18 protein-coding genes are annotated in these 15,667 nt (G+C 68.5%); 13 read left to right on the forward strand and 5 right to left on the reverse strand.

Annotated features, from left to right (window positions below; translation table 11 throughout):
* Nucleotides 1–42: 42 nt before the first annotated feature.
* Both G7043_RS50420 and G7043_RS24120 read left to right on the forward strand, forming a co-directional pair.
* A complete protein-coding gene (locus G7043_RS50420; RefSeq protein ID WP_207311593.1) occupies nt 43–432 on the forward strand; it encodes an HIT family protein in 390 nt (129 codons plus the stop codon).
* A 176-nt stretch (nt 433–608) separates the two neighbouring features.
* On the forward strand, nt 609–2,267 hold the full coding sequence (locus G7043_RS24120; RefSeq protein ID WP_242642576.1) for an MDR family MFS transporter: 1,659 nt from the start codon (nt 609–611) through the stop codon (nt 2,265–2,267).
* On the opposite strand, the gene G7043_RS24125 is transcribed toward G7043_RS24120, so the two are convergent.
* Complete coding sequence (locus G7043_RS24125) at nt 2,165–2,548, reverse strand: VOC family protein (RefSeq protein WP_166049022.1); 384 nt, start codon at nt 2,546–2,548, stop codon at nt 2,165–2,167. The two genes, G7043_RS24120 and G7043_RS24125, sit on opposite strands and share 103 nt — an antisense overlap.
* Nucleotides 2,549–2,695: 147 nt before the next feature.
* On the opposite strand from G7043_RS24125, the gene clpB reads away from it, so the two are divergent.
* Both clpB and G7043_RS24135 read left to right on the forward strand, forming a co-directional pair.
* Nucleotides 2,696–5,278, forward strand: a complete 2,583-nt coding sequence (gene clpB, locus G7043_RS24130) for an ATP-dependent chaperone ClpB (RefSeq protein ID WP_166049023.1) — start codon at nt 2,696–2,698, stop codon at nt 5,276–5,278.
* Between the two features lie 38 nt (nt 5,279–5,316).
* On the forward strand, nt 5,317–5,715 hold the full coding sequence (locus G7043_RS24135; RefSeq protein WP_166049025.1) for a hypothetical protein: 399 nt from the start codon (nt 5,317–5,319) through the stop codon (nt 5,713–5,715).
* Here the strand turns inward: G7043_RS24135 and G7043_RS24140 are convergent.
* On the reverse strand, nt 5,698–6,861 hold the full coding sequence (locus G7043_RS24140; RefSeq protein WP_166049028.1) for a cytochrome P450: 1,164 nt from the start codon (nt 6,859–6,861) through the stop codon (nt 5,698–5,700). The genes G7043_RS24135 and G7043_RS24140 overlap by 18 nt on opposite strands.
* Before the next feature lie 88 nt (nt 6,862–6,949).
* On the opposite strand from G7043_RS24140, the gene G7043_RS24145 reads away from it, so the two are divergent.
* From G7043_RS24145 to G7043_RS24165, 5 genes are all read left to right on the forward strand, one after another.
* Nucleotides 6,950–7,684, forward strand: coding sequence for a hypothetical protein (locus G7043_RS24145; protein WP_166049030.1), 735 nt, complete (start codon nt 6,950–6,952; stop codon nt 7,682–7,684).
* Nucleotides 7,685–8,099: 415 nt separating this feature from the next.
* On the forward strand, nt 8,100–8,873 hold the full coding sequence (locus G7043_RS24150; RefSeq protein WP_166049033.1) for an SDR family NAD(P)-dependent oxidoreductase: 774 nt from the start codon (nt 8,100–8,102) through the stop codon (nt 8,871–8,873).
* 37 nt (nt 8,874–8,910) lie between these two features.
* The gene (locus G7043_RS24155) at nt 8,911–9,225 is read left to right on the forward strand and encodes a hypothetical protein (protein ID WP_166049035.1); all 315 of its coding nucleotides are present in this window, start codon (nt 8,911–8,913) and stop codon (nt 9,223–9,225) included.
* A complete protein-coding gene (locus tag G7043_RS24160) occupies nt 9,222–10,139 on the forward strand; it encodes a WXG100 family type VII secretion target (RefSeq protein WP_166049037.1) in 918 nt (305 codons plus the stop codon). The genes G7043_RS24155 and G7043_RS24160 overlap by 4 nt, the downstream gene beginning before the upstream one ends.
* Nucleotides 10,136–10,588 carry a hypothetical protein gene (locus G7043_RS24165; RefSeq protein ID WP_166049040.1) on the forward strand — a complete coding sequence of 151 codons (453 nt, stop codon included), beginning with the start codon at nt 10,136–10,138 and terminating at the stop codon, nt 10,586–10,588. Before G7043_RS24160 ends, G7043_RS24165 begins: the two co-directional genes overlap by 4 nt.
* Here the strand turns inward: G7043_RS24165 and G7043_RS24170 are convergent, their stop codons facing one another.
* The gene (locus tag G7043_RS24170; RefSeq protein ID WP_166049042.1) at nt 10,589–11,140 is read right to left on the reverse strand and encodes a hypothetical protein; all 552 of its coding nucleotides are present in this window, start codon (nt 11,138–11,140) and stop codon (nt 10,589–10,591) included.
* A gap of 71 nt (nt 11,141–11,211) precedes the next feature.
* Here G7043_RS24170 and pyrE point away from each other — a divergent pair, with 71 nt between their 5' ends.
* From pyrE to G7043_RS24190, 4 genes are read left to right on the forward strand one after another with little or no spacing between them, the layout of a single operon-like run.
* Nucleotides 11,212–11,760 carry an orotate phosphoribosyltransferase gene (gene pyrE, locus G7043_RS24175; protein ID WP_207311677.1) on the forward strand — a complete coding sequence of 183 codons (549 nt, stop codon included), beginning with the start codon at nt 11,212–11,214 and terminating at the stop codon, nt 11,758–11,760.
* A gap of 59 nt (nt 11,761–11,819) precedes the next feature.
* A complete protein-coding gene (locus G7043_RS24180) occupies nt 11,820–12,188 on the forward strand; it encodes a DUF2784 domain-containing protein (RefSeq protein WP_166049044.1) in 369 nt (122 codons plus the stop codon).
* Nucleotides 12,160–12,825 (forward strand): TrmH family RNA methyltransferase, encoded by a 666-nt coding sequence (locus G7043_RS24185; protein ID WP_313888048.1) that lies wholly within the window; start codon nt 12,160–12,162, stop codon nt 12,823–12,825. Before G7043_RS24180 ends, G7043_RS24185 begins: the two co-directional genes overlap by 29 nt.
* Before the next feature lie 25 nt (nt 12,826–12,850).
* Nucleotides 12,851–13,948, forward strand: coding sequence for a glycoside hydrolase family 76 protein (locus G7043_RS24190; protein WP_166049046.1), 1,098 nt, complete (start codon nt 12,851–12,853; stop codon nt 13,946–13,948).
* Here the strand turns inward: G7043_RS24190 and G7043_RS24195 are convergent.
* Together G7043_RS24195 and G7043_RS24200 are read right to left on the reverse strand one after the other, a co-directional pair.
* The gene (locus G7043_RS24195) at nt 13,938–14,669 is read right to left on the reverse strand and encodes a sugar phosphate isomerase/epimerase family protein (protein ID WP_166049048.1); all 732 of its coding nucleotides are present in this window, start codon (nt 14,667–14,669) and stop codon (nt 13,938–13,940) included. The genes G7043_RS24190 and G7043_RS24195 overlap by 11 nt on opposite strands.
* Nucleotides 14,663–15,640 carry a LacI family DNA-binding transcriptional regulator gene (locus G7043_RS24200; protein ID WP_166049050.1) on the reverse strand — a complete coding sequence of 326 codons (978 nt, stop codon included), beginning with the start codon at nt 15,638–15,640 and terminating at the stop codon, nt 14,663–14,665. The genes G7043_RS24195 and G7043_RS24200 overlap by 7 nt, the downstream gene beginning before the upstream one ends.
* Nucleotides 15,641–15,667: the final 27 nt, after the last annotated feature.

Here is a 15,667-nt window from a genome sequence, read left to right on the forward strand (position 1 = left end):
CTCTGATCACATGACGGGATGGCGTGCGTCTTCTGTTCGATCATGTCCGGTGGCCTGCCCGCTCACTGGGTGGCGCAGGCGCCGGACGCCGTTGCGTTCTTGCCGCTGGCGTCCGGCTCGCTCGCTCCTGGGCACACGTTGGTGGTGCCGCGTGAGCATTCGGTCGGGGTGCAGGATGCTTCGCCCGCGGCCTTTGCCGCTGCTGGGGAGCTGATTCAGCGGGTTGCGTTGGCCATGGAGGTCGCGCTGAGGGCTTCCGGGGTCTGCGTGTTGAACGCCAGTGGGCCTGGGTCTGAGCAGAGTGTGCCTCACCTGCACTTTCACGTTGTTCCTCATTGGGAGGATGACGAGTACTTCGCTTGGCCTGAGGCTTCTGGGCGGCGGGTTGAGGGGGATTTGGCGGGCGCGTTGAGGGACGCGATCGTCGGATAGGTGGCCTGGGGCTCGACCTTGCGTTGGGCGGCTTGCTGTTTCGTAGGTCGGGTGCCCCCGGCTGATCGTCTGGGGTGCGCGTTCCTGGGTGTGACTCATCAGCCACCGGATTAGTTGGCCTAGCTAACTATCTCCAGATATAGTTGTATGACATCAACTAATTACTGGAGGTGTGCTTGAACCGGCCCTCGTCGCATCGGGAGATCCTCGAAGCGCTGTCCGGCATCTGGGTGGCGCTGCTCGTCGCGATCCTCAGCTCCACCATCGTCTCGAACGCTCTCCCGACGATCTTGGCCGAGCTCAAAGGCACGCAGACCCAGTACACGTGGGTCATCACGGCGATGTTGCTGGCGTCCACCGCCAGCACGCCGTTGTGGGGGAAGCTCTCGGATCTGTTTGACAAGAAGATGTTGTTGCAGGTCAGCATCGTGTTGTTCGTCATCGGCTCGGTGTTGTCCGGGCTCAGTCAGAACATGGAACAGCTCATCGCGTTCCGGGTGGTCCAGGGGCTCGGGATGGGTGGGGTCCAGGCGCTCGGCCAGGTTGTGGTCGGGGCGTTGCTCAGTCCTCGTGAGCGCGGGCGGTACAGCGGGTACACGGGCATGGTGATTTCGGCGGGCACCGTCGGTGGGCCGTTGGTCGGCGGGTTCCTCGTCGACTGGCCCGGGTGGCGGTGGTGCTTCTTCGTTTGTGTGCCGTTGGCGCTGGTGGCGTTGGCCGTGCTGCACAAGACGTTGCACCTGCCGACCAAGAAGCAGCACGTGAAGATCGACTACTTGGGCGCCACGCTCATCACGGGTGGGGTGAGCCTCGTGTTGATGTGGGTGTCGTTCGCGGGCAAGAACTTCGACTGGATCAGCGGGAAGAGCGCGCTGTTCGTGGGTGGTGCGGTGCTGGCCGTGGTGGGTGCCTACTTCGTCGAGCGGCGGGCCAGTGCGCCGGTCATCCCGTTGCACCTGTTCAGGAACCGGACCGTGGTGCTGGCGATGCTCGGTGGCGTCGCGGTGGGTACGGCGATGTTCGGCGCGTCGGTGTTCATGGGGCAGTACTTCCAGATCGCGCGCGGGTTCTCGCCTACCAAGGCCGGGTTGCTGACGGTGCCGCTGGTGCTCGGGTTGAGCATCTCGTCGACGGTGAGCGGGCAGCTCATCGCCAGGAGCGGCAAGTGGAAGAGCTACCTGGTCTGGGGTGCGTTCTCACTGGTCATCGGGCTGGCGTTGCTCGGGACGATCGACCACGGCACGAATCTCGTGTTGATGGGGGCGTACCTGGCGCTGGTCGGTGTCGGGGTGGGGCTGACCATGCAGAACCTCGTGCTGGCCGTGCAGAACGGTGTGGACCTGGCCGATCTCGGTGCGGCCAGTTCCACGGCCACGTTCCTGCGGTCGTTGGGCGGGACGGCCGGCGTCTCGGTGCTCGGGGCCGTGTTGGCGGCCCAGGTGAGTACGAAGACGCTCGACCGCGGCTCCCTCTCCCCGGTGGTGCGGGACTCCTACGGCGACGCGATGGGTGAGTTGTTCCTGATCGCCGCTGGTCTCGCGGTGTTCACGGTGATCGCGGTGCTGCTGATCAAGGAGCAGCCGTTGCGGGAGTCTGTGGATGTCACCCCAACGGGTTCTGGTGCACAGACGGTCGCCACTGAACTTGATTCACCTGTGGATACTGAACAGCGGATTGTGGATAAGTCGGTCTCCGCTGTGGACAAGCTGTTGGTGCTTTCGAGTGACGGTGGTCAGGAGGTCGCGGCGCGTTCGGCTGCGCTGCGTTCCACACAGAACTCGTTGCCCTCGGGGTCGCGCATGGTGACCCAGCCGGTGCCGTCGGGGCGGCGCTGATCGTCGAAGATCGTCGCGCCGATGCCGACCAGGCGCTCGACCTCCTGGTCGCGGGTGCCGTCGGTCGGCTGCAGGTCGATGTGCAGGCGGTTCTTGAGCTCTTTGCCCTCGGGGACGTTGATGAAGAGGTAGCGGATGCCGCTCGGCAGGTGGATCAGGCACTCCGGGTCGCCAGGGTTGTCCTCCGGGTCGAGCGGCAGGCCGAGCACCTGGCCCCACCACGACGCGATCTCGTAGGAGTCGCGGGCATCGACGGTGATGTTGTGGATGATTGAGGTCATGGTGCTGATCTTCGCGTAGCCCTGGTCAGCTGACGTGCGATTTTCGGGACGGTCGTCACGTTCTCATAGTTGAGCGGAACACGCTCAACTTTTCTGACGTTGTGCGGGATGATGGTCCATGCTGAACGCTGACCACGAGGTGGAGGAATGGACGCTTTCAACCCGACGACCAAGACGCAGCAGGCGGTGTCCGCGGCGGTGCAGGCCGCGACGCTCAACGGAAACCCGGACGTGGGTTCCGCGCACCTGCTCAGCGCACTGCTGGCGCAGACGGACGGGTTGACCGCGCCGTTGCTCTCGGCGGTGGGCGCCGACCCGACGCAGGTGCGCAAGGAACTGGAGCAGCTCTCCCGCTCGTTGCCCAGCGCGTCCGGCTCGACGGTTTCCGCGCCGCAACTCTCGCGCGACGCCGTGCGGGTGCTGGGCAAGGCGCAGGAGCTCGCCACCGAGATGGGTGACGAGTACGTGTCCACCGAGCACCTGCTCGTCGGGCTGGCCCAGCACGGTGGCCAGGTGGCCGACCTGCTGCGCCGGCACGGTGCGACGCCGGACGCGTTGAAGGACGCGTTCGCGAAGGTGCGCGGATCGGCGCGGGTGACGTCGGCGGACCCCGAGGGCACCTACAAGGCGCTGGAGAAGTACGGCGTCGATCTCACCGAACGCGCTCGCAAGGGCGAGCTCGACCCGGTGATCGGCCGCGACGCCGAGATCCGCCGGGTCGTCCAGGTGCTGTCCCGGCGCACCAAGAACAACCCCGTGCTGATCGGCGAGCCCGGCGTCGGCAAGACGGCGATCGTCGAGGGCCTGGCGCAGCGCGTCGTGGCTGGTGACGTGCCGGAGTCGTTGCGCGGCAAGAGGGTCGTGTCCCTGGACCTCGGCTCGATGGTCGCCGGCGCCAAGTACCGCGGTGAGTTCGAGGAGCGGCTCAAGGCCGTGCTGAAGGAGATCACCGACTCGGCCGGCCAGGTCATCACGTTCATCGACGAGCTGCACACGATCGTCGGCGCCGGCGCGACCGGTGAGTCGGCCATGGACGCCGGCAACATGATCAAGCCGATGCTGGCCCGCGGCGAGCTGCGGATGGTCGGCGCGACCACGTTGGACGAGTACCGCGAGCACATCGAGAAGGACGCCGCCCTGGAGCGCCGTTTCCAGCAGGTGCTGGTCGGCGAACCGTCGGTGGAGGACACCGTCGGCATCCTGCGCGGCCTCAAGGAGCGCTACGAGGTGCACCACGGTGTGCGCATCACGGACGCAGCTCTCGTCGCCGCGGCCACGTTGTCGGACCGCTACATCACCGCGCGCTTCCTGCCGGACAAGGCGATCGACCTCGTCGACGAGGCCGCGTCCCGGCTGCGCATGGAGATCGACTCGCGGCCCGTCGAGATCGACACCGTCGAACGCGCCGTGCGCCGGCTCGAGATCGAGGAGATGGCGCTGGCCAAGGAGTCCGACGCGGCTTCCCTGGAGCGGCTGTCGGCGTTGCGCGCCGAGCTGGCCGAGAAGCGCGAGGAGCTGTCCGCCCTGACGGCCAGGTGGCAGAACGAGAAGGGCTCCATCGACCGCGTGCGCACGCTGAAGGAACAGCTGGAGTCGTTGCGCGGCGAGTCCGAACGGGCCGAGCGCGACGGCGACCTCGGCCGCGCCGCCGAGCTGCGTTACGGCCGGATCCCCGCGCTGGAGAAGGAACTCGAAGGCGCCGCGGAGTCCACTCAGGACGCCGCGATGCTCAAGGAGGAGGTCGGCCCGGACGACGTCGCCGACGTCGTGTCGGCGTGGACCGGCATCCCGGCCGGCCGCCTGCTGGAAGGCGAAACCGCCAAGCTGCTGCGGATGGAGGACGAACTCGGCCGCCGCGTCGTCGGCCAGGCCGAAGCCGTGCGAGTCGTGTCGGACGCGGTCCGGCGCACCCGTGCCGGCGTCGCCGACCCGGACCGCCCGACGGGATCGTTCCTGTTCCTCGGCCCGACCGGCGTCGGCAAGACCGAGCTGGCCAAGGCGCTGGCGGCGTTCCTGTTCGACGACGAGCGGGCGATGATCCGCATCGACATGAGCGAGTACTCCGAGAAGCACTCGGTGGCCCGCCTGGTCGGCGCGCCTCCCGGCTACGTCGGCTACGACCAGGGCGGCCAGCTGACCGAGTCGGTCCGCCGCCGCCCGTACTCGGTCGTGCTGCTCGACGAGGTGGAGAAGGCGCACCCGGACGTGTTCGACGTGCTGCTGCAGGTGCTGGACGACGGTCGCCTGACCGACGGCCAGGGCCGCACGGTGGACTTCCGCAACACGATCCTGGTGCTCACCTCGAACCTGGGCTCGCAGACCATCGTGAACCCGTCGCTGACCGAACTGGAACGCAAGGACGCCGTGCTGGCGGTGGTGCAACGGCACTTCAAGCCGGAGTTCCTGAACCGGCTCGACGACGTCGTGGTGTTCCACGCGCTCGCCACCGAGGAACTGACGTCCATTGTGGACATCCAGATCGCTCGCCTGGCGGACCGCCTGGCCGCTCGCCGGCTGACGCTGGACGTCACCGCCTCGGCCCGCGACTGGTTGGCCCTGAACGGTTTCGACCCGGTGTACGGGGCGCGGCCGTTGCGCCGGCTGGTGCAGTCGGCGATCGGTGACCAGCTCGCCAAGGAGCTGCTGGCCGGTGAGGTGCGCGACGGCGACGCGGTTCGGGTGGACGTGCTGGACGACAACACGGGCCTGATCGTGGGCCGCAGCGCCTGACACGCAGAATCCCCTGCGAGACCTGTAGGTTCGGTCTCGTGGGGGATTTTCGCTATGTGCGCTACCAGGCGGTCGAGCCCAACGCCAACGGGAACTTCACCGGGATCTTCGGGTTGTTCAACGGTCTGGCCCGGCGCGGACAGCTCACCGTGGAGCAGGAAGCGTTCCGGCGCACCAACAACGCCTGGTACGACGCGGCCTACGCGGACCCGTCGAAGGTCGATCCGACCGTCTACGACCGGACGATCAACCCCGGCGCCGCCGCGTGGTTCAAGGTCGCGGCGACGCACCTCCTGGACCGCGTCCCGGGCTACCTGGCGATCCTCGACGCACATGGCGTGGAGTGGCGCCGACTGGAGTCCGACGACCCCGGCCGCGTCATCTACGAGGACGCGGACCAGGTCGTCGTCGTGCCGCGATCACCAAGCCACGGGTAACGAGACCAGCGCACGGACGTTGGTCTCCATCCGGTAGGTCAGCTCCGACTCGTCAACGGCCAGCCGCAACCCCGGGAACCGCTTCAGCACCGACGTCAACGCGACCCGCAGCTCCAGCTTCGCGAGCTGCGCCCCCAGGCAGTAGTGCGGCCCGAACCCCATGGCCAGCGGCGCCGCGTCGGCGCGCCCCAGATCGAGCCGATCCGGATCCGGGAACACCGACGGATCCCGGTTGGCCGCGGAGATGATCGGCAGCACGGCGGCCCCCGCGTCGAGCCGCACCCCGTCCAGCTCGACGGCCTCCGTGGTGACCCGCGGCAGGGTCGCCGCCATCAGCCGCGAGAAGCGCAGCAGTTCGTCGACGGCCGTGTCGATCAACGCGGGCGAGTCGATCAACCGCCGCATCTCCGCGGGGTGGCGCAGCAGGGTCAGCAGTGAGTTGCCGAGCTGGTTGACGGTCGTGTCGTGCCCGGCGGCCAGCAGCAGCTGCAGGTTCGCGAGCAGCTCGGCCGACGTCAGGTGACCGCCCTCGTCGTGGACGGCGACCAGAGCGGTGATCAGCTTGTCGTCGGGCTGCAGGCGTTTGAACTCCACGAGGTCGGCGAGGTAGCCCTGCATGTCGTGCTCGGCCTCGCGCAGTTCGTCCGGCGTTAGACGCGCGGTCATCAGGCGGCCGGTCCAGCGGCGGATGTCCGGCGCGTCGGAGTAGGGCGCGCCGAGCAGCTCGCAGATCACCGTCGTGGGCAGCGGGACGCACAGGCCGGCGACCAGGTCGGTGGGCCCCGCGTCCAGCAGCGAGTCGACGATCGCCTGGACGCGCGGTTCCAGCGTGGCGACCATGCGCGGGCTGAACGCGGCGGCCACCAGCTTGCGGGTGCGGGCGTGCTTGCGGCCCTCCATCGAGGTGAGGACCAGCGGGTTCGCGCCGGACGGGATCGTGACCGGGCCGCCGGGACGGGTGGCCTCCTCGCGGCTGAAGCGCGGATCGGTCAGCACCTGTCTGCAGGCGGCGTACGAAAGCGCGAGCCAGATGGTGATCGGGCCCATCGAGGCGGGGACGACGGAGCCGCCGGAGGCGAGCAGTTCCTGGGCCTCTGGTTCGTCGTCCAGCGACCGTGGCGTGGTGAAGGGGAACGAGGCAGGCATGCCCTCATCCACGTCGAATCGGCACGCCAGGGTCGCGACGCGCGGAAGTGATCTTCGTTCCACGCGCCGGACCCACTAGGCTTCTCCTGTGGGCATACCGGCGTGGGTCTGGTTCACCGTCGCCGCGGTGGCGGGTGTGGCGGGGTTCGCCCTGCTCGCGACCGACCGGGCGCAACGAACCGCGCGTAATCGTGAACGACGCCGTTGGGCTGCGCTGCGCGGCTGGCAGTTCGAGGAAACAGACCACGTGCTGCCGACACGCTGGGAAGCGGGCGCCATCGCGTACTACGGCACCGGGCTCGCCCGGGACGTGGTCGCGGGCTCCACCTTCACCGCGGACGGCCGGCGCCAGGTCTACGTGCTCGACCACGAGACCGGCGGCAAGGTCAACTCGGTGCTGGTCGGCGTGCGCTGCCGCAGAGCGTTGTCGGTCGTCATCGAACTGTGGCTGTCGACGGTCCCGTTCCAGCGCGACAACGAGAAGATGCCGATGCCGGACCTCCTCGGCCCGGTCGGCTCGCGCTACGCGTTCGTCACGGACGTCCCGGCCGCCCGCAAGATCATCACGCCGGACCTGATCGACGCCGCCGAGGAGATCGGTGGCGACGTCACGGTCGTCTGGATGGAGAACGACTGGGTGCTGGCCGCCGCGCCGCCGAACTCGTCGCCCGCGCGCCTGGAGCGGCTGCTGCGCGACGTCGGTGAGCTCGCGGACGTCATCGACCCGTTCGACCCCGACCCCTCCGAGCGCGAGGAGCCGGTGGCGGAGGACGACGACGGCGGCGAGGTCTACCGGCCTTCGTTCGGTCGCAAGCAGCCCTGATCTGGTAACGCTGGGTGAGCGGCGGTTGTATGTACCGTCTGTCGTCCCACGCCTGCCAGCGGTATTCCAGACCGTACCCAAAGTGGTGTGATCTACGTCACACTTCACTCTGTGTAAAACATTCGCAGGTGATTCAGATACTCCGTGCGTAAGGCGTCGTGTCCCCGAACCCCCCCGGAGGAAAGCACGATGTACGGAGGAAAGGTAGTTCCGCCCGCGGCTGTGGCCGGCACGGCGTCCGTTGTGACGTTGGCCAACACGGGTGCTTCGGTCGGTTGGTTGCTGTTCGGCGGAGTCGCTCTGGTCGTTTCGGGCCTCGCACTGCGCCTGGTCGTTCTTCGTCGCCCGGCGAAACACGACGTTTGATCATCGGCGGCCTTCGACCCCGGCGATTTTCCGACTACCGTTCGGTGGCATGCCAACCGCACTGGTGACCGGATCGACCGTCGGGATCGGGGCCGCCTTCGCCCGCAGGCTCGCGGCTGAGGGATACGACCTCGTGCTGGTCGCGCGCACCGCGTCCGCACTGGAGGAACTCGCGCAGAAGTTGCGCGATCGTCACGGCGTCCACGTCGACGTCCTGCCCGCCGACCTCAGCGACCACGGCGAGCGCGCCAAGGTCGAGGCGCGGCTGGCCGAGTCGCCGGTCGACCTGCTCGTGAACAACGCGGGTTTCGCCAACACCGGCGAGTTCTTCGCGGCGGACATCGAGAAGCTCCAGGCCCAGCTGGACGTCAACGTCGCCACGGTGCTGCGCCTGTCCAGGGCCGCCATTCCCGGCATGATCGACCGCGGCAAGGGCGACGTGATCAACGTGTCCAGCGTGGCGAGCTTCCTGCCCGGCCGCGGCACCAGCTACAGCGCCGACAAGGCGTGGGTGACGACGTTCTCCGAGGGCATGAACCTCGCGGCCGAGGGCACCGGCGTGCGGATCATGGCGCTGTGCCCCGGTTTCGTGCGGACCGAGTTCCACAAGCGGGCCGACATCGACATGTCCAAGACGCCGAACTGGCTCTACGTCGACGCCGACCGGCTGGTCCACGAGGCCCTGCGCGACCTGCGCCGCGGCAAGCCGCTGTCCATCCCCGGCCTGCAGTACAAGGCCATCGTCACCATCACGCGACTGCTCCCTCGACCCCTCGCGCGCAAGATGGCGTCGCGCTTCGCCGGCGGCCGCGGACGCACCTGAGCGGAACCGTTCGGCCGAACGGCGCGTCGGAGCGCATGTGAGCGAACAGTTCCATGTCGTGCCGAACGAGCTGCGCGGGTACAGCGAGCTGCTGGACCGCAACGCCCAGCACTTCCTGACCATCAAGGACCACGCGATCTCCAAGGGCGGTGACACCAGCGGGTTCACCGGCCTGCTGACGTTGCTGCACCCCGTCGTGACCGGTGTCGCGAACCTCTACGGGGAGACGTTGGACTTCGCGAACAAGATGATGCTCAAGGACTCCGGCGCGCTCAAGAAGACCGCAGACTCCTACGAGAAGGTCGACCTTCACGGCGTCCAGCTGATGCAGAAGGCCGGAGGTGGCCGATGACCACGGCGTACGCAGACGTCCAGGACCCCTCGGCCGCGCTCAACGCCGCCGCCGAGGACCGCCCTGGCCGGCAGACCACCAAGGAGCTCATCGAAGCTGCCGGGTGGAAGCTGCAGGGCGTCAACTGGATCTACGAGAAGGTCACCGGCGAGAACCTGATCGAGTCGCTGATCAGCCCGCTGGTCGGTGACTTCGAGAAGATCGACGCCAACGCCAACGCGTGGGACCAGGTCGCCAAGGCCCTGGACTCCGTGCGGCACAACGTCGGCGACGGCGTCGGCCAGCTCAACCCGCACTGGAACGGTGCTGCCGCGCAGGCGTTCGAACGCCGCATGGACACCATGTGGGTCGTCGCGATCGAGGCGGACTCCCAGGTCGCCCGGATCATCGGCAACAAGTTCCAGTCCATGGCGTCCGCGTGCCGGTCGGCCACGAAGATCGCCCTGTTCCTGCTCGACAAGCTCTGCACCATGCTGCTCGAGGCCGCCATGACCGCGGTGATCCCGGTCGTCGGCTGGGGCCGCGCGGTGTGGATGGTCTACGACGCGATCCAGATCGTCGACGCGATCCGCAAGATCATCCAGTCGATCATGACGCTGATCGAGGGCGTCAAGGGCATGGTCGACGGCATCGTGGCGATGGGCACGGCGCTGATGAAGCTCAAGGACGTGAAGGACGTCAACGACTTCCTCGACGTGGTCGACGGCGTGCAGGACGGCAAGCAGAAGTACGACAACGGTGTGGCCGCCGCGAAGTCCGGTGCGATCGGTGTCGGTCTCGGTGCCTACAGTCTCGGCAAGGCCGGAACCGCTGCCTCGGGCCGTCACGGCTCGGGCAGCGGTTCCGGCTCGGGTGGTGGCTCCGGCGCCCCCGCTCCCGCTCCGGCTCCGGCTCCCAGTGGTGGTCAGCAATGACGTTCCCGTACGACCAGGCGCGACTGCAGGCGTTGTTCGACGGCGTGGACTCCAAGATCGACGATCTCGGGAAGGTCGCGGCGGCCGCGTCGCAGGTGCAGCGCCGGTCGCGCGGGCTGTCCGAGCAGGACCTCGCCGAGATCGAACGGTTCGCGAAGTCGCCGGGCGCGCCGAAGGAGCTCAAGGATCTCCAACGGCGCGTGGACGCCGGCGAGATGTCCTGGGCCGACGTCGCCGAGGGTCGTGCGTTGAACGACGAGGGCGTGCAGAAGGCGCTCGCCGTCGGCGTTCCCGACCTCCAGCGCGCTTACCGCGCGATCGAGGAGGGTCAGGACATCGACGACATCATCACCTCGGGCAACCCGGCGGCCCAGCAGCCGCCGCGTGCGCGTCGTGATGACGACGACGAGGACGACGGCCCGAGCCACTTCCGCGAGGACGCCTGGTGATCAGGCGGGCCAGTCCACGCCGCCACCACTGACGTGGCTGGTCCCGGTACCGCGAACGACGTCGAAGGCGACCGCGCAGGCGGTCGCCAACGAGCGCAGCGGCTCGGTCACCTGCGGGTTGATCTGGACGCGGTCGCGGCGGACGCGCTTGCCGTTGCGCTGTGCGCGTGCGCCGGTCTCGATCCGCGCGATGTCACCGAAGAAGCAGAGCTGCTGACCGTTCGCGTCGTGCAGCGACTGCTTCCAGGCGCCGTGCGTCTTGATCGTCCCGATCAGCTGCCCCTGTGGCGTGCTGACCCGCACGTGCGGCCGCCGGCCGAAGCCCTTGCTGATGTGCATCATCGGCTGGCCGTTCGGTGCCACGACGTCGAGGTCGAACGTCGTCCAGCCGGAGAACCCGGTGTGCCGCAGCGGGCGCTGCAGGCCAGGGCCGGTTCGCTCCCGGACCACCGCGATCGGCACGTCGTGCTCGTCGAACACCTCCACCCGGTACTGCGGCCGGGCCAACAGGCTCATGAAGGTCCACGGCTGTTCCACGTAGAGGGTGCTCACGGTGATGCAGGGTACGAGGCAGCGGCGGCCCGTGTGTGCGAAGCTAGCGACCCGTGCGAACTGAAGTGGTCTTGGACTCGAACGCGAAGTCGGAACTCGCTCGTCTCGTGAGCGAATTGGCCGTCGTGCACGGCAAAGTAACCCTCTCCAGCGGCAAGGAAGCCGACTACTACGTCGACCTGCGGCGGGCGACGCTCCACCACGCGGCAGCTCCCCTGATCGGCAAGCTGTTGCGGCAGCTCACCAGCGACTGGGACTTCGTCGCTGTCGGCGGTCTCACACTCGGGGCCGATCCCGTCGCCTACGCGATGATGCACTCCGCCGCCATCGACGGTGACGTGCTCGACGCGTTCGTCGTGCGCAAGGCGAGCAAGGCGCACGGCATGCAGCGGCAGATCGAGGGCATCGATGTGCGCGGCCAGCGCGTTCTCGCTGTTGAGGACACCTCCACCACGGGCGGTTCGGTCCTCACGGCCGTTTCCGCGCTGCGCGAGCACGGTGCCGATGTCATCGGTGTCGCGACCGTGGTCGACCGCGGCACTGGTGCCAAGGAGGCCATCGAGGCCGAGGGGCTGAAGTACCGGTACCTGCTCGACCTGAACGATCTCGGGCTCGCCTGAGGTTTTATCGAGAGCGCTTCGAGCCACCCCGTCTTAGTCTGGAAGGCGGGGTGGTGCGAATGGCCAGGTTCTTCGCCGAAGCGGTCATGGTTCTGCACTTCGCCGTGCTGGCGTTCCTGCTCGTGGGCGGGTTCTTGGCGTGGCGGTGGCGCGGAGTGATCTACGCGCATCTGGTGATCGGTGCGTGGGCGATCCTCAGTCTGTTGATGCCGGTGACGTGCCCGCTCACGACCGCGGAGGAGTACTTCCGCGCGCAGGCCGGAATGCCCTCGCTGGGCACCGGGTTCATCGACCACTACATCGACGGCGTCTGGTTCCCGGAGAGCGCGTCGACGCTGGTCCAGCTGGTGCTGGGGTCGATCGTGATCGTCTCGTGGATCGGGTTCTACGCTGGCACACGTGCTGCTCGAAGGCTTTCACACGGTTAAGCACGCCCTGCGCTTCGGCGCGGAGGTGCGCCCGTTGCTCACCACGAACCTGGCCGACGCGGTCGCGCTCGCCGAGTCGCACGCGCCGGACCTCGTGGCGGCCTTCGAGCAGGCCAGCGAGGTCGACCGGGCCACGTTCGTCAGGGAGGTCGGCCGCACCCATCCGACCGGCGTGGCCGGGTTCGCGGACCGGCCGGAGCTGCCGTTCGACCGCAACGCTCCGGTCGTGCTGCTCGACAACCCGCGCAACCTCGGCAACTTCGGTGCGGCCATCCGGGTGGCGGCCGGCCTGGACGCGGGCGGGGTGATCTCCACCGGTGACGTCGATCCGTGGCACCCCAACGTTCTCCGGGGGTCGGCGGGCCTGCACTTCGCCCTGCCGGTCGCCAGGGCGGAGAGCCTCGACTTCGACGGCGAGCTCATCGCGTTCGACGCCGACGGCGATCTGCTGAAAGGCCCGATCCCGGACAACGCCGTGCTGGCGTTCGGGTCGGAACGCCACGGGCTGTCGGCCGAAGCGCGGCAGAAGGCCACCCGGATCGTCCGGCTTCCCATGCGGGACAAGGTCAGCAGTTACAACCTGACAACTTCTGTGGCGATGGGTCTCTACCACTGGGCGATTCACCGAGCTTCTTGACCGGTCAAGCACTCACCATGGCCCAGTGGTGATCGCGAAACTGCTGGCGGCACGCGCGGGTGTCGCGGAGCGCGCGGTGTACTCCAGGCACCTGCGGCGGGTCTGGGGTGTGCCGGGCACGCTCCTCGGGGCGCGGGCGTGGCCCCCGCTCCTGCGGGACAAGCTGCACTCCAGCTTCAACTACTGGTGGCAGGCGCACCTGCTCGACTGCATGATCGACGGGTATCTGCGCTCGCCCAACGAACTGCGCAAGGCGGCGATCACCAAGGTCGTGCGGGGCATCCGGGTGCGCAACGTCCTCGGCTGGACCAACGACTTCTACGACGACATCGCGTGGCTCGGCTTGGCCCTGCAGCGCGCCCAGCAGGAGGTCGGCGTCGCGAAGCCCAAGGCGCTCGCCGCCATCGCGGACCGGTTGCGGGACGGCTGGACCGACCACGCCGGCGGCGGCATCTGGTGGAAGCGCAAGGACGACTTCAAGAACGTGCCCGCCAACGGACCGGCCGCGATCTTCCTGGCGCGGCAGAACGAACGCACCGATCTCGCCCGCGCACGCTCCACAGTGGACTGGATCGAGGACAACCTGGTCGACCCCGGCAGCGGCCTCGCCTGGGACGGTCTGCACGTCCACCCCAACGGCGAGATCCGCGAGTACGAGAAGAACATCTACACGTACTGCCAAGGAGTTCTGATCGGCGCGTGCGTCGAGCTGGCCAAGCACGGCCAGCCGGACAAGTGGCTCGAGAAGGCCGCCCGCACGATCACCGCGGTGCACGACGACCTGGCCACCAACGGCGTGATCAAGGGTCAGGGCGGCGGCGACGGCGGTCTGTTCGCCGGCATCCTCACGCGCTACCTCGCCCAGGCCGCGCTGACGATCCCCGACCTCGACCCGGACCGGCACGAGACCGCGGACCTGGCGCGGGAACTCGTGGTCCAGTCGGCGGAAGCGGCGTGGCTCAACCGCGTGATGGCGGTGAGCGGGCCGTTGTTCGGTCCGGAGTGGACGGTCCCGGCGGACGAGCGAGAGGGGCGCGACCTGTCCGTCCAGCTCGGCGGCTGGATGTGCCTGGAGGCCGCGGCACTGCTGGAGCGGCACGGCCTCGACGTGACTACGGCTTGAGATAGCTCAACAGGGTCTTGGCGTCCTCGCGGAACTGCTCCGGCGAGTCGTCGAGCACGAACTCCAGCAACGCGTTGCGCTCGATGCCGTCCCGCGCGAGCTCGGTCAGCACCGGCCGCCACAGGTCGCGGCGCGCGGACAGCGGCAGCCGGTCCTCGTACCCACCGGGACCCCACGAGAAGACGTGCGCCGTCACGGGTTCCAGCGTTCGCACCTCGTGCACGGCGGAGAACACGTCCTGCCCCCCGCGCGGTTGCCAGTACGGCACCACGCCGTCGACCTCGTCGAGCAGCTGGACCGTCGAGTCCAGCGTGTCCGTCAGCGTGTTCCGGTGGTACTCCAACGCGATCTTCGTGCCCATCGCGTCGGCGTGCTCGACGGCGTGCTGCAGGGCCTCGATCACCGGCGCGCGGTCCGGGCACTCGTCCGACCCGGCGGTTCCGGCCCAGACGCGGACCAACGGCGCGTCCAGCTCGGCCGCGGTCTCCAGGATCGCCGCCAGGTCGGCTCGATCGGACACCCCGGCGCGGTAGTACGACCCGTACGCGGCCACCTTCAACCCGGTGTCCAGCGCCCGCCGCGCTGCCGCGAAGTCGCCGGGCGGCACGTGCACGTCGCCGCCCCACTCCACGGCCTGCAGCCCGCACTCGGTCGCCAGCTCGCCGATCTGCTCGATCGTCAGCTGCCGGAACGTCACCGAGACGAGGCCGGGGATCAACATCCGCAGGACTGCCTGTGCATCAGCGAGGGCGAGAGCCGGATGGTCTCCGGCGGCCTCGTCGGGTCGGCGATCCGGGACAGCAGCAGCTTCACCGCGGTCCTGCCGATCTCCTCGACCGGCTGGGCCAGCGTGGTCAGCGGCGGTTCGATCAGCGTCGCCCACTCGACCTCGTCGTAGGAGACGACGGCCAGATCCGTGCCGAGCTTCAGACCGCGGGCACGGGCCTCGTGCAGCATGCCGACCGTGACGAGGTGGTCGGCCGCCACGACGGCGGTCGCCGGGTCGTCCTGGTCGAGCAGCGGCGCGAGCCAGCCGCTCTGCGACACCAGCGCCTCGTCCCACTTCAGGCCCGCGCGGCCGAGACCGAGCCGGTAGCCGAGGATGCGCTCCTCGGTCGTCGCCACGCCCGCCTTGCCGCAGACGATGCCGATCCGCCGGTGACCCAGCTCCGCGAGGTGCTTCACCAGACCCGAGGTGGCCTGGACGTTCTCCGGCCCGACCTGGTCGATGTCCTTGGCCACGGTCAGCCGGTCGACCAGCACCGTCGGGATGCCGAGCTTCTTGAGTTCCGGCAGCACGAGGCTCGCCCCGGCGCCGGCCGACGGGGTCAGCAGCAGGCCGTCCACCCGTCTGGAGCGCAGCATCCGGACCGCTGTCTGCTCGGACTCGGGGGTGTCTCTCGTGTCGATCAGCACGAGCGAATAGCCGTTGCGGGTCGCTTCGGACTCGATGGCGGCGATCAGCTCGGCGAAGTACGGGTGCGAGACCAGTGACACGGCCAGGCCCAGCGACTTCGTGCCGCCCATGACCAGCGATCGCGCGATGGCGTCGCCCGTGTACCCGGTCTCGTCGATCGCCTTCTGGACGCGCTCGCGCGTGTCCCCGGCGACCGGTCTCGTCTCGTTGATCACGTGTGACACCGTGGTGATGGAGACCCCCGCGAGAGCCGCGACATCCCGCATGGTGACCATGGCCGGGACCTTACCCGTTTGGAGGAA

The sequence above is a fragment of the Lentzea alba genome, from assembly GCF_011067745.1.
GTDB classification, from domain to species: domain Bacteria; phylum Actinomycetota; class Actinomycetes; order Mycobacteriales; family Pseudonocardiaceae; genus Lentzea; species Lentzea alba.

Bases quoted from the DNA above. Each gene is read 5' to 3' on its own strand.
- G7043_RS50420 (WP_207311593.1), top strand. From the start codon at position 43: ATGTCCGGTGGCCTGCCCGCTCACTGGGTGGCGCAGGCGCCGGACGCC.
- G7043_RS24125 (WP_166049022.1), bottom strand. From the start codon at position 2,548: ATGACCTCAATCATCCACAACATCACCGTCGATGCCCGCGACTCCTAC.
- clpB (WP_166049023.1), top strand. From the start codon at position 2,696: ATGGACGCTTTCAACCCGACGACCAAGACGCAGCAGGCGGTGTCCGCG.
- G7043_RS24140 (WP_166049028.1), bottom strand. From the start codon at position 6,861: ATGCCTGCCTCGTTCCCCTTCACCACGCCACGGTCGCTGGACGACGAA.
- G7043_RS24150 (WP_166049033.1), top strand. From the start codon at position 8,100: ATGCCAACCGCACTGGTGACCGGATCGACCGTCGGGATCGGGGCCGCC.
- G7043_RS24160 (WP_166049037.1), top strand. From the start codon at position 9,222: ATGACCACGGCGTACGCAGACGTCCAGGACCCCTCGGCCGCGCTCAAC.
- G7043_RS24165 (WP_166049040.1), top strand. From the start codon at position 10,136: ATGACGTTCCCGTACGACCAGGCGCGACTGCAGGCGTTGTTCGACGGC.
- G7043_RS24180 (WP_166049044.1), top strand. From the start codon at position 11,820: ATGGCCAGGTTCTTCGCCGAAGCGGTCATGGTTCTGCACTTCGCCGTG.
- G7043_RS24195 (WP_166049048.1), bottom strand. From the start codon at position 14,669: ATGTTGATCCCCGGCCTCGTCTCGGTGACGTTCCGGCAGCTGACGATC.
- G7043_RS24200 (WP_166049050.1), bottom strand. From the start codon at position 15,640: ATGGTCACCATGCGGGATGTCGCGGCTCTCGCGGGGGTCTCCATCACC.